The sequence below is a fragment of the Peribacillus sp. NPDC101480 genome, assembly GCF_050277335.1.
Classification (GTDB): Bacteria; Bacillota; Bacilli; order Bacillales; family DSM-1321; genus Peribacillus.
In genome coordinates, this window is the sequence record NZ_JBNNSB010000004.1 from 108,922 (window position 1) to 134,905 (window position 25,984).

At 40.8% G+C, this 25,984-nt stretch carries 30 protein-coding genes; 19 read left to right on the forward strand and 11 right to left on the reverse strand.

Annotated features, from left to right (window positions below; translation table 11 throughout):
• Positions 1-17 precede the first annotated feature (17 nt).
• From cls to pepF, 3 genes are all read left to right on the forward strand, one after another.
• Positions 18-1,526, forward strand: coding sequence for a cardiolipin synthase (gene cls, locus ACQKMF_RS14810; RefSeq protein WP_427573856.1), 1,509 nt, complete (start codon positions 18-20; stop codon positions 1,524-1,526).
• A gap of 98 nt (positions 1,527-1,624) precedes the next feature.
• A complete protein-coding gene (locus ACQKMF_RS14815; RefSeq protein WP_427573858.1) occupies positions 1,625-2,833 on the forward strand; it encodes a competence protein CoiA in 1,209 nt (402 codons plus the stop codon).
• Between the two features lie 187 nt (positions 2,834-3,020).
• Positions 3,021-4,838 (forward strand): oligoendopeptidase F, encoded by a 1,818-nt coding sequence (gene pepF, locus ACQKMF_RS14820; protein WP_101224107.1) that lies wholly within the window; start codon positions 3,021-3,023, stop codon positions 4,836-4,838.
• Between the two features lie 922 nt (positions 4,839-5,760).
• On the opposite strand, the gene ACQKMF_RS14825 is transcribed toward pepF, so the two are convergent.
• The 4 genes from ACQKMF_RS14825 to ACQKMF_RS14840 all read right to left on the reverse strand — a co-directional run bounded on the left by ACQKMF_RS14825 (position 5,761) and on the right by ACQKMF_RS14840 (position 8,554).
• Entirely contained in the window at positions 5,761-6,654 is an 894-nt protein-coding gene (locus ACQKMF_RS14825) for a ClpXP adapter SpxH family protein (protein ID WP_402941385.1), read from the reverse strand.
• Positions 6,651-7,055, reverse strand: coding sequence for a globin (locus ACQKMF_RS14830; RefSeq protein WP_402941388.1), 405 nt, complete (start codon positions 7,053-7,055; stop codon positions 6,651-6,653). The genes ACQKMF_RS14825 and ACQKMF_RS14830 overlap by 4 nt, the downstream gene beginning before the upstream one ends.
• A 233-nt stretch (positions 7,056-7,288) precedes the next feature.
• Positions 7,289-7,945, reverse strand: a complete 657-nt coding sequence (locus tag ACQKMF_RS14835) for a lytic transglycosylase domain-containing protein (RefSeq protein WP_311735920.1) — start codon at positions 7,943-7,945, stop codon at positions 7,289-7,291.
• A 30-nt stretch (positions 7,946-7,975) separates the two neighbouring features.
• Complete coding sequence (locus ACQKMF_RS14840) at positions 7,976-8,554, reverse strand: CYTH domain-containing protein (RefSeq protein WP_101224105.1); 579 nt, start codon at positions 8,552-8,554, stop codon at positions 7,976-7,978.
• 316 nt (positions 8,555-8,870) lie between these two features.
• On the opposite strand from ACQKMF_RS14840, the gene ACQKMF_RS14845 reads away from it, so the two are divergent.
• The 3 genes from ACQKMF_RS14845 to ACQKMF_RS14855 are packed head-to-tail and all read left to right on the forward strand — an operon-like array spanning position 8,871 to position 11,252.
• A complete protein-coding gene (locus ACQKMF_RS14845) occupies positions 8,871-9,491 on the forward strand; it encodes a GTP pyrophosphokinase (protein WP_034314484.1) in 621 nt (206 codons plus the stop codon).
• 49 nt (positions 9,492-9,540) lie between these two features.
• Entirely contained in the window at positions 9,541-10,335 is a 795-nt protein-coding gene (locus ACQKMF_RS14850; RefSeq protein WP_053534153.1) for an NAD kinase, read from the forward strand.
• A 17-nt stretch (positions 10,336-10,352) separates the two neighbouring features.
• Positions 10,353-11,252, forward strand: a complete 900-nt coding sequence (locus ACQKMF_RS14855; protein WP_427573862.1) for an RluA family pseudouridine synthase — start codon at positions 10,353-10,355, stop codon at positions 11,250-11,252.
• Positions 11,253-11,339: 87 nt separating this feature from the next.
• Here the strand turns inward: ACQKMF_RS14855 and prpE are convergent, their stop codons facing one another.
• Positions 11,340-12,083 (reverse strand): bis(5'-nucleosyl)-tetraphosphatase PrpE, encoded by a 744-nt coding sequence (gene prpE, locus ACQKMF_RS14860; RefSeq protein WP_402941398.1) that lies wholly within the window; start codon positions 12,081-12,083, stop codon positions 11,340-11,342.
• A 122-nt stretch (positions 12,084-12,205) separates the two neighbouring features.
• Between prpE and mgtE the strand changes: the two genes are divergently transcribed.
• From mgtE to ACQKMF_RS14915, 11 genes are all read left to right on the forward strand, one after another.
• Positions 12,206-13,576: a magnesium transporter gene (mgtE, locus tag ACQKMF_RS14865; protein WP_402942911.1), complete on the forward strand. Its 1,371-nt coding sequence runs from the start codon at positions 12,206-12,208 to the stop codon at positions 13,574-13,576.
• Positions 13,577-13,709: 133 nt separating this feature from the next.
• Positions 13,710-14,483: an enoyl-ACP reductase FabI gene (gene fabI, locus ACQKMF_RS14870; protein WP_402941400.1), complete on the forward strand. Its 774-nt coding sequence runs from the start codon at positions 13,710-13,712 to the stop codon at positions 14,481-14,483.
• A 306-nt stretch (positions 14,484-14,789) separates the two neighbouring features.
• Positions 14,790-15,104, forward strand: coding sequence for a hypothetical protein (locus ACQKMF_RS14875; RefSeq protein ID WP_260356938.1), 315 nt, complete (start codon positions 14,790-14,792; stop codon positions 15,102-15,104).
• Positions 15,105-15,115: 11 nt separating this feature from the next.
• Entirely contained in the window at positions 15,116-15,688 is a 573-nt protein-coding gene (locus ACQKMF_RS14880) for a hypothetical protein (protein ID WP_402941403.1), read from the forward strand.
• Between the two features lie 14 nt (positions 15,689-15,702).
• Positions 15,703-16,068, forward strand: coding sequence for a DUF1360 domain-containing protein (locus ACQKMF_RS14885; protein ID WP_402941406.1), 366 nt, complete (start codon positions 15,703-15,705; stop codon positions 16,066-16,068).
• A 402-nt stretch (positions 16,069-16,470) separates the two neighbouring features.
• Entirely contained in the window at positions 16,471-16,857 is a 387-nt protein-coding gene (locus tag ACQKMF_RS14890) for a YhcN/YlaJ family sporulation lipoprotein (RefSeq protein WP_230177398.1), read from the forward strand.
• A 17-nt stretch (positions 16,858-16,874) separates the two neighbouring features.
• Positions 16,875-17,345: a stage V sporulation protein AC gene (gene spoVAC, locus ACQKMF_RS14895; RefSeq protein ID WP_230177400.1), complete on the forward strand. Its 471-nt coding sequence runs from the start codon at positions 16,875-16,877 to the stop codon at positions 17,343-17,345.
• A gap of 3 nt (positions 17,346-17,348) precedes the next feature.
• Positions 17,349-18,374: a stage V sporulation protein AD gene (gene spoVAD, locus ACQKMF_RS14900; RefSeq protein ID WP_402941411.1), complete on the forward strand. Its 1,026-nt coding sequence runs from the start codon at positions 17,349-17,351 to the stop codon at positions 18,372-18,374.
• 16 nt (positions 18,375-18,390) lie between these two features.
• Positions 18,391-18,747 (forward strand): stage V sporulation protein AE, encoded by a 357-nt coding sequence (spoVAE, locus tag ACQKMF_RS14905; protein ID WP_063577046.1) that lies wholly within the window; start codon positions 18,391-18,393, stop codon positions 18,745-18,747.
• A gap of 102 nt (positions 18,748-18,849) precedes the next feature.
• Positions 18,850-18,990 carry a YjcZ family sporulation protein gene (locus tag ACQKMF_RS14910; RefSeq protein WP_101224097.1) on the forward strand — a complete coding sequence of 47 codons (141 nt, stop codon included), beginning with the start codon at positions 18,850-18,852 and terminating at the stop codon, positions 18,988-18,990.
• Between the two features lie 114 nt (positions 18,991-19,104).
• Positions 19,105-19,359, forward strand: coding sequence for a stage VI sporulation protein F (locus ACQKMF_RS14915; RefSeq protein ID WP_034314458.1), 255 nt, complete (start codon positions 19,105-19,107; stop codon positions 19,357-19,359).
• Between the two features lie 197 nt (positions 19,360-19,556).
• Here the strand turns inward: ACQKMF_RS14915 and ACQKMF_RS14920 are convergent, their stop codons facing one another.
• A complete protein-coding gene (locus ACQKMF_RS14920; RefSeq protein ID WP_260357950.1) occupies positions 19,557-21,830 on the reverse strand; it encodes an ATP-dependent helicase in 2,274 nt (757 codons plus the stop codon).
• 152 nt (positions 21,831-21,982) lie between these two features.
• On the opposite strand from ACQKMF_RS14920, the gene ACQKMF_RS14925 reads away from it, so the two are divergent.
• Positions 21,983-22,279 carry a hypothetical protein gene (locus ACQKMF_RS14925; protein WP_402941416.1) on the forward strand — a complete coding sequence of 99 codons (297 nt, stop codon included), beginning with the start codon at positions 21,983-21,985 and terminating at the stop codon, positions 22,277-22,279.
• A gap of 55 nt (positions 22,280-22,334) precedes the next feature.
• On the opposite strand, the gene ACQKMF_RS14930 is transcribed toward ACQKMF_RS14925, so the two are convergent.
• The 5 genes from ACQKMF_RS14930 to ACQKMF_RS14950 all read right to left on the reverse strand — a co-directional run bounded on the left by ACQKMF_RS14930 (position 22,335) and on the right by ACQKMF_RS14950 (position 25,231).
• The gene (locus ACQKMF_RS14930) at positions 22,335-22,823 is read right to left on the reverse strand and encodes a spore coat protein (protein WP_101224094.1); all 489 of its coding nucleotides are present in this window, start codon (positions 22,821-22,823) and stop codon (positions 22,335-22,337) included.
• Between the two features lie 233 nt (positions 22,824-23,056).
• Positions 23,057-23,320 carry a hypothetical protein gene (locus ACQKMF_RS14935; RefSeq protein ID WP_101224093.1) on the reverse strand — a complete coding sequence of 88 codons (264 nt, stop codon included), beginning with the start codon at positions 23,318-23,320 and terminating at the stop codon, positions 23,057-23,059.
• A gap of 159 nt (positions 23,321-23,479) precedes the next feature.
• A complete protein-coding gene (locus ACQKMF_RS14940; protein ID WP_427573869.1) occupies positions 23,480-23,908 on the reverse strand; it encodes a GNAT family N-acetyltransferase in 429 nt (142 codons plus the stop codon).
• A gap of 4 nt (positions 23,909-23,912) precedes the next feature.
• On the reverse strand, positions 23,913-24,428 hold the full coding sequence (locus ACQKMF_RS14945; protein WP_101224091.1) for a YjcG family protein: 516 nt from the start codon (positions 24,426-24,428) through the stop codon (positions 23,913-23,915).
• Positions 24,429-24,508: 80 nt separating this feature from the next.
• Entirely contained in the window at positions 24,509-25,231 is a 723-nt protein-coding gene (locus ACQKMF_RS14950) for an alpha/beta hydrolase (RefSeq protein ID WP_101224090.1), read from the reverse strand.
• Between the two features lie 191 nt (positions 25,232-25,422).
• Here ACQKMF_RS14950 and ACQKMF_RS14955 point away from each other — a divergent pair, with 191 nt between their 5' ends.
• Positions 25,423-25,980 carry a phosphatidylglycerophosphatase A family protein gene (locus ACQKMF_RS14955; protein WP_101224089.1) on the forward strand — a complete coding sequence of 186 codons (558 nt, stop codon included), beginning with the start codon at positions 25,423-25,425 and terminating at the stop codon, positions 25,978-25,980.
• The last annotated feature ends 4 nt before the right edge of the window (positions 25,981-25,984 follow it).

Genomic DNA, 25,984 nt, shown 5'->3' on the forward strand with positions numbered 1-25,984 from the left:
AATTGGAGGTAGTCTAGGTGAAGAATATAGTTGGCATCGGTCTGCTAATTCTCTTGTTGGTCGGCTCTTGGTATTTTCTAATAAATGGTGTCGATGGCAGGGTGATTTTTTATTCCAGCCTTGTATTGACCCTTTTCTTGGTAATAATTGGATTCAACATTTTCCTGGAAAACAGAGATCCCATCGAGACCATAACATGGCTGGTTATTTTTTGCGCTTTCCCATTCATCGGTTTCATTTTTTACTTTTTGTTTGGCCGTCATTTTCGGAAAGAAAGGATATTTCGCAAGAAGTACTTTTTGGATAAACAGAGTTTCGTTAAAATAGGCGGTGAGGCGGAGTATAATGACCGAATTAAGGAAATGGGCGAGAACCCTCAGCAGTTAATCACTCTTGCAAATAGGCTGGGTAATAGCCCTATTTCATTTACGACTGAAACCCGGGTTTTAAGGAATGGTGATGAGACATTTTCCAATATCATCGAAGAATTAAAAAAAGCCACACATCATATTCATTTGGAATATTATATTGTTAGGGATGACCGCATTGGCGGTCTGCTAAAGGACATCTTGATACAGAAAGTAAAAGAAGGGGTAGAGGTCAGATTTCTCTATGATGCGGTTGGTTCCTGGAAGTTAGCTCGTTCATATATCGATGAACTGAGGAGTGCGGGAGCTGAAATGGTTGCTTTTGGTCCGTTGCATCTCCCTTTATTAAATAATACATTCAACTTTCGCAACCATCGTAAAATAATTGTGATAGATGGCTCTGTCGGATTCATCGGCGGCCTCAATATTGGGGATGAATATTTGGGACAAGATCAGAAATTCGGTTCTTGGCGGGATACACATCTTATCATAAAGGGGGAAGCGGTCAGGACTTTACAGCTCATATTTCTGCAGGATTGGTATTATAGCACCAATAATAGTTTTTTAAGTGATGAATATCTCATGGTTGGCCTGCCGAACCATCATGGACCTGGCGGAGTTCAATTGATTGGCGGCGGGCCGGATAGTGAGTGGACGATTATTAAAAGCATTTTTTTTAAAATGATCGCTTCGGCAGAAAAGTCAGTCTGGATTGCCTCTCCGTATTTCGTTCCTGATGACGATATCTTTCAAGCGTTGAAGGTAGCTGCCTTAAGTGGTTTGGATGTCAGGCTGCTCGTACCGAAGAACCCCGATAAACGTATCGTATTTCATGCTTCGAGAACTTATTTTCCCGAATTGCTCGCTTCCGGAGTTCGTATATTCCAATATAATGAAGGCTTCATGCATAGTAAAATCATCATCGTTGATGACCAACTGGCGTCAATTGGGACAACCAATATGGATATGAGAAGCTTTCACCTGAATTTCGAAGTCAATGCTTTTCTCTACAGGACGGAAAGTACTCGGCAGTTGGTGAATGATTTTTTGGAAGATATAAAGGTATCTCAAGAAGTGGAGTTTGATGCGTTTTCCAAACGGAATTTCGGTTTGAAAGTATTGGAGTCCACATGCCGATTGCTTTCACCCCTTCTTTAGATAGCAACTTTACTTTATGCCGATGAGGCATTTTTTTTTTGCGGATTAAAAGGAATCCTAAGCGAAGCAGGCGAATGTAGTGGATGAGGAGGAGATGTATGCTAACCGCGATAAAGAAAGATGGAACTTGGATTACCCTCCCTGAAAAGATATCGGCAAACGAGATTGATGAATGGAGAAAATCGGCAGATTATTACTGTCCATGCTGCAAGATGGAAATGACCATCAAAGCGGGAAACGTCAGGATTCCTCATTTCGCACATAAAAATAGTTCTTCATGCCGTGCTTCTTCAGAACCGGAATCCGCCTATCATTTAATGGGAAAAAGAAAATTGTTTCAGTGGTTATTATCACATGGTTACCAAGTGGATCTAGAAGCCTATCTTCCTGAAATTAAGAAAAGGGCTGATATTTTAGCTGTGATAGGAGGCAATCGCTATGCAATAGAATTTCAATGCTCAGTTATCCCCGAGGTGGAATTCATGGAAAGGACAAGAGCCTACCAAAGCATAGGCATCAAGCCAATCTGGATCCTCGCTGCAAAACGCTTAAAAAGGAAAAGCTTGTATGAATTCAGTTTAACCCGCTTCCAATGGCTCTTCGTCACCGGCAGCTTCCATCATCCGTTTCTTTGGATGTATTGTCCGGAAACTGATCATTTATCAGTATTGAAGAACCTCACTCCGTTTACCTCTAGAACCGTCTTAGCCGAATTGACAACAGCTTCTTTAAAGCTCCTTCCCCCTAGTCGGGCATTGCCCCGAAATTGCTTTGTTTTCCCTTTTCTGCCTGCGTGGAGATTTAAACGAAATGGCTGGTCCCTGCATCGAGTGAAAACAGCACGCAGATGCGATCCTTTTTTCGAAGAGCTTTATTCACATCATATTACACCAGCGACACTTCCCGTTGAAGTGGGTGTTCCCGTCAGGGGGATGCTGTTGATCGATACTGCCTCGATCGAATGGCAGGCATGGTTATACATGGATGTGTTTCAAGAGAAACGAACAGGGGAAAAGATTTCTATGGCTGATATTATCTGCATTTTTAGAAAGCGCTCAAAAAAAGGGGAAATAAAGTTCAGACCATTGCCATTGCTTCATGAAAAACCAATCGAGTATCCTGTAGGTCAATATATCAGGATTTTGGAGCAATTGGGTTATCTATCAAAGCTGGAAAAAGGGGTTTTTAAAGTTGAAAGGGAATTTACCCTGCCCTTCACCAGTGATCAAGCTCAAATTTTGGAAAAAAATTTCTATGATAAGCATAAATTGATGATGGAAAAAGGGAATATCCAGTATAATCAGTGATAACATCTCTATTTATCTTGAATTCAGATGAAATGGCAGGATTATTTTTGTTAATGGAGAAATAGTAATAAGAACTGGGAATTAAAAGCTTTAAAAAGAATGAACGCCGAATGAAGCATTGCGGCGTCTATCCGGTTTACGAGTAAGCCCAATGGCAAGTTTCTATAGAATGAGGAGGAATTTTTTTATGGCACAGGAAACAAAAACGAATACATTACCCTCAAGAAGTGAAATAGCTCCTGAAGATACTTGGAGACTGGAAGATATCTTCGCAACCGAGGAAGATTGGGAAGCTGCCTTCAAAGCGGTAAAGGAAGACCTCAAGAAGGCGGAGGCACATAAAGGCACGTTGGGTGAAAGCGCAGAGAAATTATTCGCGGCGCTTCAACTCCAAGATGAAGTATTCGAGAAGCTAGGGAAAGTTTATTCTTATTCACATATGCGCAATGATCAAGATACAACCAATCCTTTTTATCAAGGGATGGAGGATCGGGCAAAAGCTTTATATGCCCAGGCAGCGGCTGCGTTTTCATTTATGGTTCCTGAACTATTGAGTATTGACGAAAGCAAAGTGGAAGGGTTTTTGGAAGAAAAAGAAGAATTGAAATTGTACAAGCATTCTTTAGAGGAAATCAATCTTCAGAGACCACATATCTTATCTGCAGAGCAGGAAGAATTATTGGCGCAGGCATCAGAAGTACTCGATGCATCGGGCAATACTTTCGGTATGCTTAACAATGCCGATTTGAAATTCCCGACCATCAAGGATGAAAAGGGAGATGAAGTGGAAATAACTCACGGAAGATATATCAGTTTTCTTGAGAGTGAAGATCGCCGTGTACGTGAGGAGGCATTTAAGGGGGTATACAGCAAGTATGGGGAGTTCCGCAATACATTTGCTTCAACCCTGTCTGGTGAGGTGAAAAACCATAACTTCAATGCCACTGTTCGAAAATATGATTCAGCACGCCAAGCGGCATTAAGTAATAACAACATTCCGGAGACTGTATACGATAATCTCGTTAAAACGGTCAATGACAATTTGCCTTTACTTCACCGTTATCTTGACTTACGTAAAAAAGTACTGCAATTAGATGAACTTCATATGTATGATCTATTCACTCCTCTTGTTAAAGAAGTGAAGATGGAAGTGACTTATGACGAGGCCAAGGATTATGTCCTTAAAGGACTTGCTCCGCTTGGGGAGGATTATTTGAATGTTTTGAAAGAGGGGTTTGAAAACCGGTGGGTCGATGTGCATGAAAACAAAGGGAAACGAAGCGGTGCCTATTCTTCTGGTACATACGGGACGAATCCTTATATTTTAATGAACTGGCAAAATAACGTCAATAACTTATTCACGCTCGTTCATGAGTTTGGACATTCGGTCCATAGCTACTATACACGTAAATATCAGCCATATCCATACGGAAATTATTCAATATTTGTAGCGGAAGTTGCATCGACTTGTAATGAAAACCTGTTGAATGATTATTTACTGAATTCAATCGAAGATGAAAAGAAACGCATTTATTTATTGAATCATTACCTGGAAGGTTTCCGTGGCACATTGTTCCGGCAAACGATGTTTGCAGAGTTTGAACATACCATACATTTAAAGGCTCAAAATGGGGAAGCGTTAACAGCGGATATGCTTACTAAGGAATATTATGAGCTGAACAAGAAATACTTTGGCGAGAACGTGACCATCGATGAGGAAATCGGTTTGGAATGGGCGCGTATTCCACACTTCTACTATAATTACTATGTTTATCAATATGCGACTGGAATCAGTGCAGCAACAGCATTGAGCAAGCAAATCCTTGAAGAAGGAGAGCCTGCTGTCAAAAGGTATCTGGAGTTCTTGAAGTCAGGAAGTTCCGATTATCCGATTGAAGTACTCAAAAAGGCTGGTGTCGATATGACAAAAGCCGAGCCTGTACAAGAAGCCATGAATGTATTCGAAGAAAAATTAAATGAGTTGGAAGAGCTTTTGAATAAATAGGATGTGAAAAGGGACCCGAGCACTGCCGGGTCCTTTTCATCATATATGATGTCCGTCATAATCCTTTAAAACGATTTCTCTGATTTAAGCTATGAAGAATTATAAAGAAAACAAAAAATAAAATAGGGGAGGTAAAATACAGAGGAATGAGGTTCATGATACCGAGTAGCTGGACAAATAGCGACCCTATCAAGAGTATGAGAAGAATAAAGACTTTCAATTTGGTCACCTCCAACCTGGTAGCAGAAAAAGCTCATCTGCTCTTTATTAGATAGTATGTTTTAGAATAAGCAGTATTCTAAGAATATGACAATAATGTGAAGTTGCGCACAAAGTTCTTGCAATTAAGGTATGTAATCTGCTATAGTACAGATATAGAAGTTATCACATCCCAAACATATACCCCTTTGTTTGTTCGTCGTGAAATTTCTCCCATCCCCTTATTCGTATAAATAGATGAAAACCCCAGCAAATTTAGCGGTTTGCCGGGGTTTTTCATTTGCATGCAAAGTAAAAAGAATTAAATGATCGGCTTTAACGGAAGTTAAAAAAGGCAATACAAAAAAGATAATGTGATTTGTTTCACAAATGGATTTATTCCATTTTAAATCAGATATTAAGAGGATATCTAAAACTCTTATAGCTTTAAATAAAAAGGGCTTATATTTAGCTATATATGGGAATGGATAATAAAAAATGACCAAAATATATATTGTGAACAATTTGTGAAAAGTTACACATATAGTTGAAACGCAAATGGGTTATCTGTTATATTATTTATTGTGAAGTGAATCACAAACAAACTTATACCCCTTTGTTTGATCGTGAAAAATTTCTCCCATCCCCTTATTTTCTTATAAAAAACCATGCAATCTTTTGATTGCATGGTTTTTCCTTTAAAATAACAAAGAAGCAGTCAAATTCATGACTGCTTCTTTGTATATCTCCAAAACGTTCCGTATTTAGCAGGTATCTTCTCTGCAACCTGTTTTAAAACAAGCTTTTTCATTTCCAACTCGACGTTATTCTTATTCATATTATAAACGGTTTCAATTTCCTTCGTGGCCACTAGTTTGAAACAGCTTAAAAACTCTTCGAGAGAGGGGGGGGTTGCAGGGGCTGGAAGACCATTCAGCATATCTTCTAAAATTTGAACATATACCTCGTAAGAATAGACACCTGAAACCTTTATTCCCTCTTCTTCAATATTTTGATTGAAAAAGACAAGGGAAGGTATTTCAGTCACTTCCATTTCGCTCGTGATTTTCATGTCACATTGAAAGCCTTTGGCTGCACTGGAGGAATTGATGTCATAAAGGAATTCTTCCACATCCAATCCAACCATCTTGGCACATTCGGTCAAGACTTCGATATTGGATATATCCTTTTTTCCTATGAATAAATATTCTTGAAGCTGCCTTAAAAAGCGAATGGCCAATTTACGGCCCTGCAATTCCGCTGCTTTTATTGCGATGGAAGCTGTATATGGAGAAGAGATTGGGTTTTCAGACCAAAGGCTTCCGTCGCAGGACATTCCCGAGCGGCTGGCTGTCTTTTCCCAAACTTGAGCAATGTTTTCATAATTTTTATTTTTCCCCATATTAAGAGAATCGATTTTACCGCTTAAAACATGGCGTAAACTGAACAATTGGCCATATTCTATCTGTAATTTCCTAATAATTGGTTCTAAGCCCCAGCATTCGGGACAAAGCGGATCAACAAAAACATAAATTTCAATTGGCTTTTTTCCTATATCATAGCAATGCTGCGTCTTGATCCAATCGGAAATATTGAAAACTGGTTTTTGTGCGCTCAACTGCCTTCTCCTTTCCCGTCAGTTCCGGATGTATTGATCATATGCTGCGCCGTCAAATAGAGGCGGTGATAGAAAAACTCCCTAATCTCACCCTCAAGGCCAACTTCGTCCATAGCTTGATACATGCATGTGAGCCATGCTTTCGCACGTTCTGGTGTAATTTCGAAAGGTATATGTCGAGCCCGCAACATAGGATGGCCATGCTCTTCTGTATATAAAGAGGGACCGCCTAAATATTGAGTCATAAATTGTTTTTGTTTACGGACCGTTTCTGTTAAATCGTCAGGGAATATTGGGTGCAGATCCGGGTGTTGACTAACGTTGGAGTAAAACACATCAATTAACTTGTGTAATTGCCCTTCTCCAATTAATTCATATGGTGTAGGGTTCCCTTGCATCATGTTGATTACTCCTTTTAAAGAAAGATGGTTGATATTTATTCATATTTTATCAATGACGTCATGATATAACAAATATATAGCTTAAAGAAAATTTTACATCTGTAGTATGACACATGCGAATGATCCGGAAATGACAGGTTTTTGGGGAGCTTTACGATTTGTTAACAATTCGTGGAAAAAGAATATAGACATGAAAAGACTGACCCTTCACAAATAAACAGGGTCAGCTTGCTTTAGCTTGAAAATGTGCCATAAACTTTCTGAACATAGTTCTGAGTTTCTTTAAAGGGAGGGATGCCGTTATATTTATCTACATTTCCAGGCCCTGCATTATAAGCAGCAAGGGCAATCTGGATGTCCCCGTCATAACGTGCCATCATTTGACTTAAATATTTACTCCCGCCCATGATGTTTTGTTGCGGATCGGTTGCATCATCCACCCCAAGGCTTTTTGCAGTTGCTGGCATTAACTGCATAAGGCCAGTTGCACCCGCATAACTGGTGGCTTCAGGGTTAAAGTTCGATTCTTGTTTAATGACGGACTTAATCAGTTTTTCCGGGAGATTATATAAGCTGGCCGCCTGGCTGATGATATGATCATAGTTTGGTGCTGTTTCACTGCTCTCATTGTCAGCAGGGGCAATGGATACCGGGTTGATGTTCATGGGTGTCATGCCGCCGGGTTGAAGGAAGGACTTCGTTTCCGCTTCCACGCGTGATAAAAGGGAACCCAATGTCTGTGAAGCGCCTTCAAGAGCATCAACCGAAACCAGTTCCGAGAGCATGTCCTGGAAAATGGATCGAGATGAATTTGCATTTGTGTTGTTGCCATTTGTGAATTGCTGGATTGCCTGCAATTCCATGAACGTTTTGAAATCTTGGATCTTCAACTCTCCACCTCCGAATGGGTTCAAACAGGATTATTTTTGGAATTTGGCGCGATAAAACCTCTTCACTTTATTTTCGGTTTCCCTTACTGGAATTTGAAGGGTTTCAAGGAGGGTCAGGAAATTTTTTTTCCCGGCGTTTGCATCCGTCACTTCATATTCAAGCTCAAAGTCTTCCTGATTCAAATACGAACTATGATCTAAAACAAGTAAGCCCTCTTTGTAAGGAAATTCAAAACGGTCCGTCTTTAATGTCCCAAAGCAGGTAAAGTCTTTTGGATCAATTCCGCATTCAAGGATAAGAAGTTGGATCTCGCCATCAGGGAATGTGTTATGATTCAGAAACGCATATGCGGTTTCTTCAGAGATATCTTGATTCGTTTCCAATAATCCTTCTGTAGCGGGCTGTTTTAAAGTCAGCTCGTAACGCCCGTTTTTCTCGCGGATCCTAAGGGCAGAGTCTTGATTTTTTAAAGTGAATCCGAGTGTATCGAAGTAATGATTTTTCTGTGTTTTAAAGTTCGATGCCCCGACATGAAAGTGTTCGATCAGTTGATGAAATTCTTTTTCGCTTAAGAGGTTTTTAAATTCAATTTCAATATGCTGGTTCATGTGTTCCATCCTTTCTGGCTGATTCTTAGGTTAATCATATAAGAACCATTCGAGCTGTCAAATTGAATGCAATAATTTTTTGCTATTGTACTTGAATATTTAGGAATCAATTGCAGGATATGATAAAATATAAACGTTGAGCATGAGAAATGGTATATCGTATATATAGAAATTTAATACATACTTTTTGCTAGAAAGATTTAATAGGATCCAGTGGTGAATGGCATAAGGTCATGTGACTGCTGGATTTAGGAGAGCGTTCTGCCCATACCAGAGTTGAACAGGCGCTTTTTAGATAGATATAGGTGGTGTGGCAATGGAGAGTTGGGACGATTTCTTGGCGCCTTATACTCAGGCTGTCGAAGAATTAAAGGTTAAGCTTAAAGGATTAAGGAAACAGTTTGAGAGAGAGAATATTCACTCACCGATCGAATTTGTAACAGGCAGGGTAAAGCCGATTGTCAGCATTTTGGATAAGGCGAGCCTGAAGGATATTCCCATTGATAAATTGGGAACGGAAATACAGGATATTGCAGGGCTTCGGATGATGTGCCAGTTCGTGGATGATATCGAACAGGTAGTTGAACTATTACGAGGCCGCAATGACTTCGAGATAGTCGAGGAGAGAAATTATATTTCCCATAAAAAAGCAAGCGGCTACCGTTCTTATCATGTTGTAATCCGCTATCCGGTCCAGACGATCCATGGCGAAAAGAATATCCTTGCCGAAATTCAAATCAGGACCCTTGCGATGAATTTTTGGGCGACGATCGAACATTCTTTAAATTATAAATATAAAGGCATTTTCCCGGAAGATATACAACTGCGACTCAAACGTGCAGCTGAAGCTGCCTTCCTGCTTGATGCTGAGATGTCGCAAATCCGTACGGAAATCCAGGAAGCACAGCGTCTTTTTTCCCGGAAGAAAGATTCTTGAAAGCATAAATGGGTAAACGAGAAGAAATCTAAATTGAAGGTGGGATTACATGAAATTTGCGATTACGTCAAAAGGAGATGCGAAATCGAATACTTTAATGCAAAGGATGCGAACGTATCTTCAGGACTTTCATTTGGAATATGACGAAGATCAGCCGGATATTGTCATTTCTGTCGGTGGTGATGGCACTTTATTATATGCTTTTCACCGTTATAAGAATCGATTGGATAAAACCGCCTTTGTTGGTGTACATACAGGACATCTTGGTTTTTATGCAGATTGGACCCCTGATGAAATTGAAAAATTGGTGATTGCTTTAGCAAAAACACCATTTCAAATTGTGGAATATCCACTGCTCGAAACGATTGTCCGTTATCAGCATGGTGGACGGGAAGCCAGATTTTTGGCTTTGAATGAATCGACAGTCAAAAGTGTTGAAGGGACGCTCGTCATGGACGTTGAAATTCGCGGCCAGCATTTTGAGACGTTCCGTGGAGATGGTTTATGCATTGCGACGCCATCTGGAAGCACGGCGTATAATAAGGCGCTTGGAGGGGCCATCGTCCATCCATCAATCGATGCCATCCAGATTACCGAATTGGCATCCATTAATAACCGGGTGTTTAGGACGGTAGGATCCCCACTTCTGCTGCCGGCACATCATACTTGTATGTTCAGGCCGGTCAATGCGGTCAATTTTCAAATTACCGTCGACCATTTGTCCTTGCTTCAGGAAAATGTAAAGTCAATACAGTGCCGAGTGGCAGATGAGAAGATCCGATTTGCCAGATTCCGCCCTTTTCCTTTCTGGAAAAGAGTGCATGATTCATTTATTGCTAATTAAGGAGATAGACTCACCTCATGTCAAATCAAAACTTTTCTTTGACCTGGTCGGTTTTTGAAGAGGATTCTGGCTCTTTATTGCGAGAGTTTCTCAACAAATGCGATATTTCAAAACGAGCATTAACGGATATTAAGTTTAAAGGTGGATATATCCAGCTGAACGGCGAAGAAGTAACCGTAAGGGAACGGATAGAGACAGGCGACATCGTCACCGTCATATTTCCGCCGGAGCAGGCAAGCGAAGGCCTTTTGCCGGAACCCATCCCCCTGAATATCAGGTATGAAGATGAGTTTGTATTGGTTGTGGCAAAGCCCCCTTCCATGAATACCATTCCTTCCCGCGAGCATCCCCACGGCAGTTTGGCGAATGGCTTGGCGGGCTATTATAGGAAGACGGGAATACAGGCAACGATCCATATAGTTACACGTCTTGATCGGGACACATCCGGTCTGGTTTTAATTGCCAAGCACCGGCATATCCATCACCTTTTGAGTGAACAGCAAAAATCAGGACAGGTTAAACGGAGATATCAAGCCATAGCTGAAGGAATCGTTGAAGGTCCTGTAGGAGAGATAGTGGCGCCAATCGGACGAAAATCGACCAGCATCATTGAACGGGAAGTCAGGGAGGATGGCCGGTATGCCAGTACCCTATTTAAGGTATTGGCACACACAGAGTCCCATACATTCCTTAATTTGGAACTCCAGACAGGGCGAACACATCAAATCAGGGTCCATATGGCGCATATAGGTCACCCGCTGGCTGGTGATGATTTATATGGAGGGAAAAGGAACGGTATCCCTCGCCAAGCCCTTCATTGTTTTGAATTGAAATTTTTACATCCTTTCACCAAGAAGATGATGTTGTTTCAAGAGGAGTTACCAGAAGATATGAGCCGTTTGCTCGAGGGAAGTTGACTTTATAACCGGCGCATTAAAACGAATTCAAGCCTATGAAAAATCCATAGACGCAAAAAAACTCACCAAGATGGCGAGTTTTTTTGGTTAATCAAAAGATGTCCTGAATTTTTCCGCAATATAGGGCATAGTTGAAGGCACCTCTTGAAGCTCCATTTCGGGATAACGGACAGCGGTCAGTTTTCCACCGAAGACGCAGCCTGTATCAATATTGTATGTATGATTGACTCGTCTAGCTTCAGGAACTGGTGTATGTCCATATACGATCCATGTTTCCCCTTTATATGTTTGGGCCCAGTCCTTCCTGACCGGAGACCCATCGGGATGTTTGGAGCCATTTATATCACCATAGAGGACAAAGGTTTTTACCTTACTGCTATATTGACCAATATAGTCACTGCGAATTCCTGCATGGGCAATGATCAATCGCCCTTCATCAAGGAGTTGATAAAGTGGGGAACGTTCATACAGATCCATGAATTTTTTTCGGATCTTCTTCTGCTCCCGGATGTTCAGTGATTCATATTCAGCTACAGTAGTCTCTAAACCGTGCGATATTTGAACTTTATTGCCTGAAAAATAACGATACAATTTATTGCAGTGGTTACCTGGGGCATACCTTGCAATATTTTGGTTAATGACTAATTCATGGACAACCTCTATTACTTGTAGGGAATTTGGGCCGCGATCGGTTAAATCCCCTACAAAGCCGAGAATCCTTCCAGAGGGATGTACAGGAAACCCAGTCTCCCACGTATAGCCCATTTTTTCGGTCAGCTGCCTGAATTCAGCGAAACATCCATGAATGTCCCCGATGATATCGATGTTCATTTGACACATCCTTTGTTTGTTTTGTCTATGGTTATGGTATTAGTATAGTATTATTTAAAAAAATAAAATATAAACGAGGAAATGAAAAAATATGTATTAGGAGGTGTATGGTCATGGAGGAGATGAAGGACCGGGAGCAGGAGAGCAGTCAAATGAATAACGAGCTTTTGCTTGAAGCGCTTAAAACGGAAAATCTGGATCAGTTTCGTACGGAGTTCCTTGAAATGCATCCATATGATCAGGCTCAATTTTATACAAGCCTGTCAGATGAATTCAGATCCGTCGTTTACAAATATTTGTCACCGGAAGAAATGGCAGGCCTTTTTGAAAATATAGAAATAGATGAAGATGATTATGAAAGCCTGCTGGCAGAAATGAACCCTTCTTATGCAGCGGATATGCTTTCCAATATGTATGCGGATGATGCGGCTGACGTCCTGAATGAAATCAATGATGAGCAGGCGGTCAGCTATTTGACCATCATGGATGATGAAGCTGCAAGTGAAATCCAAGAGCTTCTGAACTATGAGGAATCTACGGCAGGAAGCATCATGACGACAGAGTTCATTGCCATTGAAGCAAACGAAACAGCTCGATCAGCCATGCAAATCTTAAAAAGGGAAGCTCCGGAAGCGGAAACGATATATTATGTGTTCGTTACCGATCAGGATAAGAAGCTGCTTGGTGTTTTATCGCTCAGGACATTGATCATAGCTGATGAAGATGCCTTGATCGGTGATTTAATGGATGACAGGGTAGTTTCCGTACCTGTATCGGAAGACCAGGAAGAGGTGGCACGAAAAATAAGGGACTATAACTTCCTTGCCGTGCCTGTCGTCGATTTCCAAAACCATTTGTTAGGGATTATTACGGTTGATGATATCATTGATGTCATGGATGAAGAGGCGTCTGATGATTATTCCAAATTGGCGGGTGTATCAAATTTGGACCATGTTGATAAGAGTCCCTTTTCTGCTGCTAAGAAACGGCTGCCATGGTTGATCATCCTTTTGTTTTTAGGTTTATTGACCGCCAGCCTAATTGGCCGTTTTGAGGAGACACTTAGCCAAAAAGCGATTCTTGCTGTATTTATTCCATTAATAGGCGGAATGGCCGGTAACACAGGAACTCAAGCATTGGCTGTTGCAGTACGGGGAATTGCAACAGGGGACTTGGAGCAGGATAGCAAGTGGAAGCTAGTTTTGCGTGAGGCCGGGACAGGCCTCATCACCGGCTTGACATGTGGAATAGCCATCACTTTAATCGTATATATTTGGCAAGGGGATTTAATGCTCGGTTTATTGGTCGGCATATCTATTTTCATTACATTGATAGTCGCCACACTCGCGGGATCGCTTGTACCGCTCCTCATGCATAAAATGAAGATCGACCCGGCGGTAGCTTCCGGACCATTCATCACAACCATCAATGACATTATCAGTATCCTGATTTACTTCGGATTAGCTACATTATTCATGGGCTATTTACTATAAGCTAAAGAAGGCCTTTTTGAAGCGTTATTCCCAGGTGGCTTTAGAAAACGGTGTTTTTATCAAAGGAAATTTGATATACTGTAATTAGTAGCAGGTACTAATAACTTGTATTAAAAATAGGAGGTCATATACGTTGACTTTTTCATTAGAAGGAAAAACGTTTGTCTTAATGGGTGTAGCTAATAAAAGAAGTATTGCATGGGGAGTTGCCCGTTCCTTACATAAAGCAGGTGCAAAGCTGATCTTCACTTACGGAAAAGACCGTACGGAAAAAAGCGTTAGGGAACTATCTTCTACATTGGAAGGGAAGCCCTCCATCATTTTACAATGTGATGTAACGAAGGATGAAAGCATTGAAAAATGTTTCGCGGCGATTAAGGAAGAAACAAGTATCATTCATGGCGTGGTACACAGTGTGGCATTCGCTAACAAGGAAGAGCTGGACGGTGAGTTCGTCAACACGAGCCGTGAAGGGTTTTTGCTTGCCCATAATATCAGTTCATTTTCTTTAACCGCTGTAGCTAAAGCGTCGAAGGATATCATGCCGGAAGGTGGCAGCATTGTCACAATGACTTATCTTGGCGGTGAACGTGTCATGCCTAATTATAATGTAATGGGAGTGGCCAAGGCCTCACTTGAAGCCAATGTCCGTTACCTGTCTAGTGATCTTGGCAAAGATAACATTCGAGTGAATGCAATTTCTGCCGGACCTATCCGTACCTTATCCGCTAAAGGTGTTCGCGACTTCAATACAATTTTAAAGAAGATTGAGGAAGAAGCACCGCTTCGTCGTACAACGACTCCTGAAGAAGTAGGGGATACGGCAGTATTTTTATTAAGTGACATGTCCCGCGGGATTACCGGGGAAAATATCCATGTGGATTCGGGTTATCATATAATTGGATGACAATATAGGAGGGGGGCCGATATCGGTCCCCTTTTTTTGTTGATTCTCCATTCTGCAGGTATATTTAGTGACTGCATCCTCAATTGAAATCTTTCCGATTTTTTCATCTTCGAATGTTTTAGTTTTTTCAGCTAATCCCCAACATCCTTAAGCTTGGTTAGTGTCCTTTTTTGGGGGAGTGTCACATCTCCAGCATAAAGAAGGGTGAATTTCATATAAATGATACATAGAGCGGATATTCATTGTTTGCGTGAATCAGCATAAACCTGCTTTCAACCCTATTCGTGAAAAAGAAGGAGGGGCATCATGGACGTGAAGAAAGTTGGTCTGCCTTGTGCTGATGGAAAAAAAACCATACAAAATACGCTGAAGAGACATATCAATTTACATGAAAAAAATATCAGCACTTCATATACCGCCGAGGAACTGGTGGAGCTATTGTCCCGACTTCCAGCCTTTGCACCTAAGCCTGTTTGTAAGTTCATCATCAATGACCGTACACTATTCGGGAAATTGGAACAAAAAAAAGAATCCAGTTTGTTCATAAGGCATAAATTCGGGAAAAAAGTTGTCCAATACCAAATGGAACAGCTGCAGTCCGTGGATATTCTGAAATATTAAGGAGGGTTTTCATGTCAGGGAAAAATGGCGATAAAGAATCGAAACCACTTATATATGTCGATCAAGCAAAAATATCAGATCTGCGTGGGAATATGCAAAGTGATTTTCGAACGAAAAAAGCTAAACCTCAAGACAGCGTTGAGCTGGAACTTCAGGAAGAAGACGAGAATAAAGAAGAAAAAATCGAACAGGTCAAACGCGAATTTGGTGTTTATGATGCCATGAAGGAAATTGAAAAGGAGATTACGGGTTTAAGGAAAATCACCGAACAATATGTCCCTGAGCAAAAGCCGGTTGAAGAAATGAAACATCCTGAACAAATAATACAGGAAAATGAAAAGCCAGTTAAGAGAAAAAGGAAAAAGGTGGAGAAGAAAGATTCTTCCCGGGACATCATTTCCCGCCTATCCAATCATCAAGGTTTTCCAAAGCCACTATGTGAGGCTGTTATTAACGGAGAAACGCTTCAATTTCATGTGTTGGGAATGAAGGGGGAATCAGTGAAGATTAAAAGAGGGAACCAAATCCGTTTCGTCGGTCTGCCTGATATTATCGATGCCAAAATAATTGAAAAATCCAAGTGAAGGAGCAATATTAAATGTTTCCCCCACAAAATGAATTTACTTTATTTATCATATTAGGCTTGGCTTCCTTCAGGCTGACACGTTTGATCGTCTTCGATAAAATTATGGAGCCGTTGCGCCGCCCCTTTTTTAAAGAGATAGAGGAAAAAAATGAAGCAGGAGAAGTGGAAATATTTTTAATTCCCAAGGAAAAGGGCCTGCTTGGCTGGTTTGGCCAATTGCTAAGCTGTTTTTGGTGCGTGGGTGTCTGGGTCAGCCTTTTTCTGGTTTTTATTTATATCCAACATTGGTTTATAGGTGACGTACTGATATTAATCCTTGCCGTAGCAGCAGTAGGAGCGATTATTGAAGTCATAATCAGCAAAATTATGGACATTTGATTGGAAACAACTTGTCTCTTCGTTCATATAGTATGGTATAGATGTTAAAGGAGGAGTCATAAATTGAATCAGAATCAAAATCCATGGGCTTATGCCAAACCGATCAAAAAAGATCAACCGGTCAAAATCAAGAAAGACTGTGGCTGTAATAATAACAATAAAAATAAAGGATATTGAGTATAAAAAAACCTTTCCATTCGGAAAGGTTTTTTTATTTCCTAATCCTACCATTCATAAAAAAACAGTTAAACAAGAAAATAAAAAGAGAACGATAAATTAGGATGTGATTCTATGTTCAGACAAGGAAGGTTTTTTAAGGCCAGCTTTCTGGTTTTTATAGTTGTTTTGTGTGTGCTTACTGCATGCAGCAATAAGAATGATGGAAAAACGGAGAATTTAGCAATGATAAAACGTACGAATCCTGAACCGATGGATATCATTAATGGGATGGATGAGAAGGATGAAAAAGGACTGATCTCAAAGGTCAAGGAAACAGTTGCTAATGAAGACACCATCTATGACGTGATCGTCGTGAAAAACGACAAAAAGATTATCGTCGCTTATAAAGTTAAGCACTTACAACGTTTTCATATGAAGAAAATTGAAAAGACTGTGACTAAACATCTGGAAGAGAAGTTTCCCAAAAATGATTTTATCGTATCTAGCGATTATAAAATCTTTTTGGAATCGGTAAGATTGAACGAGTTACTTAAGGAAAAAGATGTACCCGAGAAAAAGGCAAGGAAGAAGTTCAAGGAAATTGAAGAACTTCAAAAAGAATTAATTTAGAAGAGAGGTTCAGCACTATGAGCGGCAAGGAGAAAACGACCCCACAGCAGGATGCGTATCAGGAACTCCAAGGGAAGCATGAAATTAAAAGACCGATAGTGAAGAATTGTTTGAAGGCCTTTTTAGTAGGTGGCATTTTCTGCATAGTGGGACAAGCCATTTCCTACTTCTATATTTATTTTTTCAACTTTACGGAACAGACAGCCGGAGGCCCGACCACTGCTACCATGGTGTTCCTGGCTCTTTTGATGACCGGTTTCGGATTTTACGATCGCATTGGCCAGTTTGCTGGGGCAGGAAGTGCCGTCCCTGTCACTGGGTTCGGTAACGCAGTAATTTCGGCAGCCATCGAACATCGGACGGAAGGTTTTGTACTTGGAGTTGGATCCAATATGTTTAAATTGGCCGGATCGGTCATTTTATTTGGAGTATTTTCAGCCTTTGTCGTGGCGTTGATAAAAACGATTTACCTAATGATTGGGGGCTAAGCGGTGTTAAAGGGAAAACAAACATGGATCTTCACAAATAAACCGGTCATCTTGGAAACAGGGGTAACAGGCGGGCCATTTGAAGCTAATGGAGAAATCGCGGGTGATTTCGATATTCTATACGACGATTTGTGGATGGAGCAGGATTCATATGAAAAAGCTCATCGGCATTTGATGGAAAAAGCGGTTGAGCTTGCATTGCAAAAAGGTAAGATCGACAAGGAGCAGGTGCAATTTTTCTTGGCGGGTGATTTAATCAATCAGATTACACCTACAAGCTTTGCAGCCAGAACCAATGGAATTCCATATTTCGGCTTGTTTGGAGCCTGTTCCACATCGATGGAAGGGCTTGCTCTAGCTGCGTTCATCACTAATTATGGCGGGGCTGATTATGTGTTGACAGGCGCCTCGAGCCACAATGCAGCTGTTGAAAAACAATTTCGCTATCCAACTGAATATGGCGGGCAAAAACCACCTACAGCTCAATGGACGATAACGGGAGCGGGGGTGGCGCTTGTTGCTCCTGATGGAAGCAAGCAAGGGGAATTTCCTCATATTGTCTCCGCCACTATCGGTAAGGTCATTGACATGGGATTGAAAGATCCTTTCAATATGGGGGGAGCGATGGCCCCGGCGGCAGTCGATACGATACTTGCCCATTTCAAAGATACTGGTTTGACCCCGGATGATTATGATTTCATCATAACGGGTGATTTAGGTCAAATAGGGAGTGAGACAGCTCTTGACTTATTAAAGCAAAAAGGCTGTGAAATCAATCATGAAAAATTCAAGGATTGCGGATTGATGATTTTCAAAAAGGATCAGCCTGTTTTGGCTGGCGGGAGCGGTGCGGGATGTTCGGCAGTGGTATTATACGGTCATATACTGAATGAAATGATTTCCGGCAAATATAAAAAAATCCTGCTGGTCGCAACAGGAGCATTATTGTCACCACTTTCCGTCCAGCAAAAAGATACGATTCCGTGCATTGCCCATGCTGTAGCCATTGAATATGGGATGAATTCATGAAAAAGGAGAGATTTCGATGTTAGCAATGTTTTTTTGGGCGTTTGTCATCGGTGGCTTGATCTGTGTAGTCGGCCAGCTACTTTTCGATGTTGCTAAGCTGACACCGGCGCATACGTTAAGCTTATTCGTTGTAATAGGAGCTGTTCTAGGCGGATTTGATTTATATGAGCCGCTTGTTGACTTTGCCGGTGCCGGAGCAACCATACCGATCGTTTCGTTCGGGAACTCGCTGGTGAACGGGGCGATGATGGAATCCGAAAAACATGGTCTAGTCGGCGTATTGACAGGCATGTTTGAAATTACAAGTTCCGGTATCTCTGCAGCAATCGTCTTTGGCTTCATCGGAGCTTTGGTTTTCAGACCAAAAGGATGAAACAAGCGGAAATAGGCAGCCTGGACTAGGACATGGCCTATACATATATGTCCAGACCTACATATGTTATCAGTAAGCTTTAGCGAGAGCGAGGTGATATGTATGTTTGGTTATGGTGGCTACGGTTGTTGTGGCGGCAGCGGTTATGGATACGGCGGAGGATACGGTGGCGGCGGTTCCACTTTCGCGATAATCGTTGTATTGTTTATCCTATTGATCATTGTAGGGGCTTCTTTCTGCTAAGGAAAATGGAATAGGCAGAAGAAGCCTATTCCATTTTTTTTTTATTTGTATGGGCCTAGCACCATTTTTCTGATAATGCCATAGGATAGGTACAGAAAAGGGAGGGGCTTAGGTATGGATAATAACTTTTTTAAAAACATAGAAGGTAAAACCGGCGTAAATATGAAAGATGTATTAGAATTGGCAAACTCGCTCCAAGGAGCCAATTTCAAAGATGAAACGACTGTTAGAAATGTCATTAAGCGCGTTTCAAAAATCGCGAATAAACCGGTCAATAAAGAAACGGAAGATAAAATCGTTCATTCCATCGTAGCTGAAGGGAATAAACTCGATTTCGGGACGATATCCAATATGATAAATAAAAAGTGAAAAAAGGCCTGCTATCATGCAGGCCTTCAGACTGCAGACAAACTCGAGGAAAGCGGGTTTGTCTGCAGTTTTTTTATTTAAAAAAAGTTCAAGCTTGATTTCATTCCATAAATTTGTAAGTGATTCGGGATGAGGCCATTCCGAACCCTATTTTGTTTTATCCATCCAATTCCATATATGGTTAGCATCAGCTTTGGTCAAAGCTTCAAGAAACGTGATGGATGGGCGGTCCGTCCGCGTCTAGTTTGCAAGATGGAAAGGTAAAGATCCTTTTTGGCCCTGGTTGCCGCTACATAGAGCAATCGTCTTTCCTCTTCAAGAGGGGTTAGTTCCCCTTTTCGGTAAGATTCAAGTGCGAAATCATGAGGGATGCTGCCATCAACAGCAGCAAGGACATAAACGGTTGGGTATTCAAGCCCTTTGGAACGGTGTATGGTGGTAAGCTGTATGGCATCCTTAAAATGTTTCGATAGCTGTTTGATCTCTTGGATCATCGCAGTCATATGATCTACATGTTCTAGGAAAGCGGCGACGGTAGGAAAACGATTTGCCGCCACCTTTAAGTCACGGATGTCATCGGACCCTTTTTCCAGGTTCGCATCATTTCCGCGTTTTTTTACATATTCCTGGTATCCTAAATCTTTTTCGATGATTTCCAAAGCTACGAGAGGCGACATTATTTTTAAAGAGCGGATCTGTCCTGGAATCGTTTTTAATCTTCGTTCCTGAAAAGCATGTCCTGTCTTAACAAAAGCAAATGCATCAATAAAATCACAATCCTGCAATATTGTCATTGCTTTTAATTCCTGTAATATACTTTGCTTTAAGAATAAGGAGGAAAGGACATCAGCTGCTGCCTTGCTGTCATGCGGGAACAAACTCAAACGCATAAAGGCAAGCATGCCGCGAATGACCTTGCGCTGATAAAACGAATCCGCATCCTTTTCAATGACGAATGGCAGGTTGGAAGCGGCCAGCCGTTCAAAAATGGCCCTGGACATCGTGTGTGTCCTGTACAATACCGCAAAATCCCCAGGGTTTGCTCCCTTGGATATTTTCTCTTGGATATCGGATACGATCATCGTTGCTTCCAATTCCTCATCATAAGGATAAAATAAAACAGGGGGATTTCCTGAATCATGCTGTGCCCTCATCTTTTTCTCCATCCGGTTCTGGTTGCGCTTGATCAATCGGTTCGCTGTAGCGACAATTTCATGGGAAGATCGGTAATTCTCCGTCAGCTTCACAACTTGGGAACGAGGGAAATCATGATTGAAATTCAAAATATACTTCGGATCGCTTCCCCGGAATGAATAGATCGATTGATCATCATCGCCAACTGCACATACATTTTTTGATTCAGCAGAGAGGAGTTTTATCAATTCATATTGAACTTTATTGATATCCTGAAACTCATCTACCAAAAAATAATTAAACCTTTGCTGATATTTCTTTAAAAAATCGGGGTGGTTTTTTAAAAATACATAACAGCCTACAAGCATATCATCAAAATCATACTTCCCTGTTTGCTGTTTATATTCTTCATATTTCTTATATAAAAATAAACACGATTTCTCCCAATCGTCCTTAGGTTGGATATCCTCTGGAAAAGCCAATGAGTTTTTCCAAAGCCCAATTTGTTGAAGGGCTTGATCATATGCAAATTCCTTTTCATCAAGTTCCAATTCCCTGCCAGCCTGTTTCAATACCTTTTCTTTTTCCCACTCCCACTTCAATAGGAAATCACGCTGCCATTTGGCTGGTTCATGGAAAATGAGGATTTTATAAAAGATGCTATGAAAGGTCCCGCTCACGATTTGAGAAACAAGGGAAGGAGTCATATATGGATAACCGAGCAGACGCTGCTGCATTTCCTTTGCTGATTTCGCCGTAAATGTTACAAGCATGATACTTTTAGGATCAATCTTTTTCACTGTAAGCATGTAGGCTGTACGTACCGTCAATACGCGGGTTTTCCCGCTGCCTGCTCCGGATAGGACAAGAATTGGTCCATCGATTGTCGTTACCGCCTTGAGTTGCTCTGCATCGAGAACAACCCCTGATGAGGATAATTCTTGAAAGTATGGTTCTTCTGATTGTGCCAGACAGGATGGTTTATCTGAATATTTCGGGTTGCCGGTTATGGGCCGGCTTTTAAGGAAAGGTTCTGTAATGGTTTTTGTTTCCGTAATGGTTCGTGATGTAGGAATCCTAAATCCATTCTGTTCCATATATTCTAATGGCTTTTCCTCATTTATTGTTTCTGAAATTGGCAAGTCACAGGGTACCTGCGATGGATCACTATGATAAAAATAAGGCGTTTCATGGATTCCAATAAATAATTTCACTGGTTTATGACAAATGATACAAGAAAGCTGATCACGTTTTCCTTTTTCAAAAAGTGTCTGCAGCTCACCAGCTGAAACGGTATGTAAATGTACGATTTCATTGCCAGATTTTGCTTGATTCATATAAATGGATACCTCTAATCTATTAAAAATATCGGCAATACTCATCATACCAGAAGATTAGGAAAAAAGAATGCGGAAAATCGTGTTTAAATATTGTTTCGGACGGGTAATTAAATGACAATACAACTATGTAAATATAAGGAGGGAAAACTATGGGGTACATAGCACCTGTCACACAATTTGATTATATTCAATATGCCAACCGGACGATCGAAGCTGCAGAGAATGTAAGAATTGTTAAAGGGACGACACCCATTCAACCTGTCCGTTTTGATCAGGTGCTTAAAAGTGAAAGGGGAAGCTTTGAAGGATTACATCAAATTAAAGATAATAATCGGGAAAGTACATATGGGGCAGGCACAAATAAATATCAAATGGGCATGAGGGTCAGTGAAGAAATAACGGCGGAAATGACAGGAAAAGGAGGGTTCTTCAACGAAGTTGTCTAGATATGCCACCAAAAACAAAAGAGGACACGCGAAGTGTCCTTTTTGTGTTGATTCCTTAGAGAATGTCAATTTCTACGATTAGAGCTAACAATAGTTGCAATAATAATTGGATGTTTAGAGCGATTTGTGCATCAGTTGTTGTAATGTCGATATCACGGCTGTTTTCAACAATTGTTTTTTGGCGCGTGATTTGTTTAACATTAGAAGATTGGATTAATTCTTGAGTGATCTTTTCAGCATTATCAGAATCTGCGATTGAAATGCTTACGATGACCGCAATTGCAGCTTGTAGAGCAGCTTGAAGAGAAAGGGCCGCTTTAACATCCGTTGAAGTGACATTTACATTACAAGAATCTTTAATGTAAATAAGTTCTTCAGAAAGCTGAACTTGATTATTATCCTGTCTTGCCTCTTGGTCAATGCGTGTGTCATCGTCGTTACAGAACCCTGACAGGGGATGTCTGGAAGCTGAATCTAGAGCCGACCATGATCTTTCAGAGTCTTCATGTGTGTTACAGTTGCTACGATATACATTTTGGTTCATGTTGTTTTTTCCTCCTTAGGTTTTATTCCCTATTAAAATATGCTTTGATGGGTAATCGGGTTGGACGAATAAATCAGTTAATTCGTCTATTTTTTAATACTTAGAGAAAGTATTAGTGTGTGGGGATGAATAATAAAGAAGCTGGAGCTTTAGGAATGAAATGTAAGTGCTGCTATGACTCGGTTTACTTAATTCTCGCCAGCAAGTAAGGTTTGATTAGGTGATATGGTGTGTCATTTATCTTTGGAATCCGTGAATTTGTTGTGAATGGAATTTGTAACTGGATTAACATCATGTTCAGTGATGTTCTTTTCTTGGTTTATGATTTTTTGTGATTGCTCTTGTAAATGGCGAATGGTTTCTTTAAGGTTGTTTTTCTCTCTTTCAGTCAGATCGACTTTTTCCTTTTTGAAACCATGTTTTCTCATAGTCCTCGAAACCAGCAGTTCCATCAGTCTTTTTTGAGACTCCTCCAGGTTAAAATCATTGTTACCCATAAAATTTTCCCTCCTTCTTGCTTTCTATATATAGACTATGTATTTTTGCTGAGATTGCCATTGAACGGAAATGGTTTTTTTTATTAAACGATAATTTAAGTTCATGAACGAACAAAAAAAGCTGTCCAATCAGAGAACTGAAAGGACAGCTTTTGTATATTATAAAACGGTTTTCTTCATCGTTTTATGAGGAATGCCGGCATCCATGAATTCGTCGGAAACGACCTCATACCCTAATTTCGAATAAAAAGGGATGGCATGGACCTGGGAATCAAGCTTCAATTGAGGTACTTTCTGCTGGATGGCGTATTCCTCAATAGCATTCATGATCATGGCACCGGCACCATTCTTACGGCCAGATGATAGTACACAAATGCGCTGGACTTTACCGATGTTGTCGATGACCCTGAAACGGCCGGCACCGATTGGCTGATGCTGATCATCATATAAAACGAAATGTGTAGACTCTTGTTCATATTCATCGATCTCTTCTTCAAGAGGGACGTTTTGTTCTTGGACGAACACTTTTTTTCTGATCATATAAGCATTTTCAAGCTCTTGGCTGTTTTCTGCGATTTTTACAAACACGAAATCATTCAGCTCCTAATCTAAATGTTTCATAAACTGTCCATGCCCCATCTTCAAGTTGATACAGCAAGTGAACTCGTTTCACCTCTTCTTCATGGCTGATGTCAAGCATGCTTAATTGGCCTAAAACATCAGAGTGCTCATTATCGGATAAATCTTGAGCGATGGTAATATGCGGGACAAATGCATGTTCACTTTCACTTTTCATGAAGTCCTCATTGTTAAGTGCATCATGCAGCTCTTGAAGCCCTTCGGATAATTCCACTTTGAAATAAATGGTATTGCTTACAGGTTGGAAAGACTTCGTTTTCGTAACGCTTATCGTAAAAGGCCTGCACTTACGAGCAATGTCTTTTAATTGATCGGCGATTGTTGAAATTTCCATATCCGTCGCTTCGAACGTTGGTTTAAGCGTCAGATGCGGTGGTATGAAAGCATATTTCGTATCATACCGTTTGCGATAGGAGTTAGCTAAATCTTGAAGTTTTTTTGAAGGGAAAATTGCAACACCATATTTCATAAATAAAACCTCCTGATATTTTTTTATCGTTGTATTATAGTTGGCCATGTTTTTCTTTAACCCTTCACAAAAGGAGAGGGTTAGAACATTTCCAATAGTGCTCGTTTTAAATCTGCCTGCCAGTATTTCCAGGTATGATTACCTTCAAATTCTTCATAGAAGTACGGAAATCCTTTTTGATTTATTAATTTATGCAATTCCCTGTTGGGCTCTATGAAGTTTGCCTTCTTGCCATCCGTCGTCGGAACATCCGTTTCCCCAGTCCCGATCACATGGTAAAGTTCGAGAAGATGCGGATCCTCAAAATTACGTACAGCATCCATTACTGCCTCATTGGCAAGTGGCGACTGCATGATGCATTTCCCAAATGTATGCGGATACTTTAGTGCGGCCAATAAAGAAACTGTACCGCCAAGAGAGTCACCGATCAAAGTTCGACCATGTCCCATTTGATAGGTAGGGAATTCATCATCTAAAAACGGGACAAGTTCATGGGCAAGAAAACGTATGTATGCAATGTGCTGTTCCCCGTCGGGATGATATTTGCGCCTGCGGTCAAAGCGGTCTTTATAGGGAATGCCGACAATGATGATATTCTCAATCTCATCGTTCCCTAACAGTTCATCTGCTACCCGACCAATTCGACCCATTTGAAAATAATCACGGCCATCCTGAGCAATCACAAGCGAATATTTATACAGTGGCGAAAAATTAGCAGGTAAGTAAACAAGCAGTTCCAATTCTTCTGCTAAAGCTTCGCTTTTAAACATGTACTCTTTAATTGTGCCTTTGCGTAAACTCATTCTCCCGCACCTCATGATAATTAATAATGAAAAACAACTTACTTGATTATTTTAGCATAGCCTAGCGACTTTTTCCCGTGACAAGATTTTAGAATAGAAAATTTTCATTGTATTTTCTAAAAATTTGAATAATAAGGTGCTATAATAAAAGGATATAGAAAAATAATACAATAAAAAAGGTGGCGAATAAAATGGCAGATGTACAAGTACACAGCAGGGAAGTAACGAAGGCGGCTAAACGAACATTATTAGAGCGTGGTGTCAGTGTGGAGGCAATTGCAAAAATCGTTTATGAATTGCAGTTCCCGTATAAAGCTGATCTAAAGCTGGAGGAATGCATCCACAGCGTTGAGCGTGTCCTGTTGAAAAGGGAAATTCAACATGCCATTTTAGTCGGTGTGGAGCTGGATAAACTGGCCGAGCAAAAAAAACTATCAGAACCCCTGCAATCGATTGTTGAGTCTGATGAAGGGCTATTCGGAGTGGATGAAACGATTGCCTTTGGTGCAGTGCTCGGTTACGGAAGCATTGCTGTAACGACCTTTGGCCATTTGGATAAAAATAAAATAGGCGTCATACACGAACTTGATAAGAAGCAAGAAGGAATCGTGCATACCTTCCTGGATGATATCGTTGCTAGCATTGCCGCGAGTGCCGCCTCAAGGTTAGCTCACCGTCTGAGAGATGAAGAAGAATCGTTAACCGAACAGGAAAAGGACATCCAGGAAGAAGAAGAGTTAATCGGTTGAACCT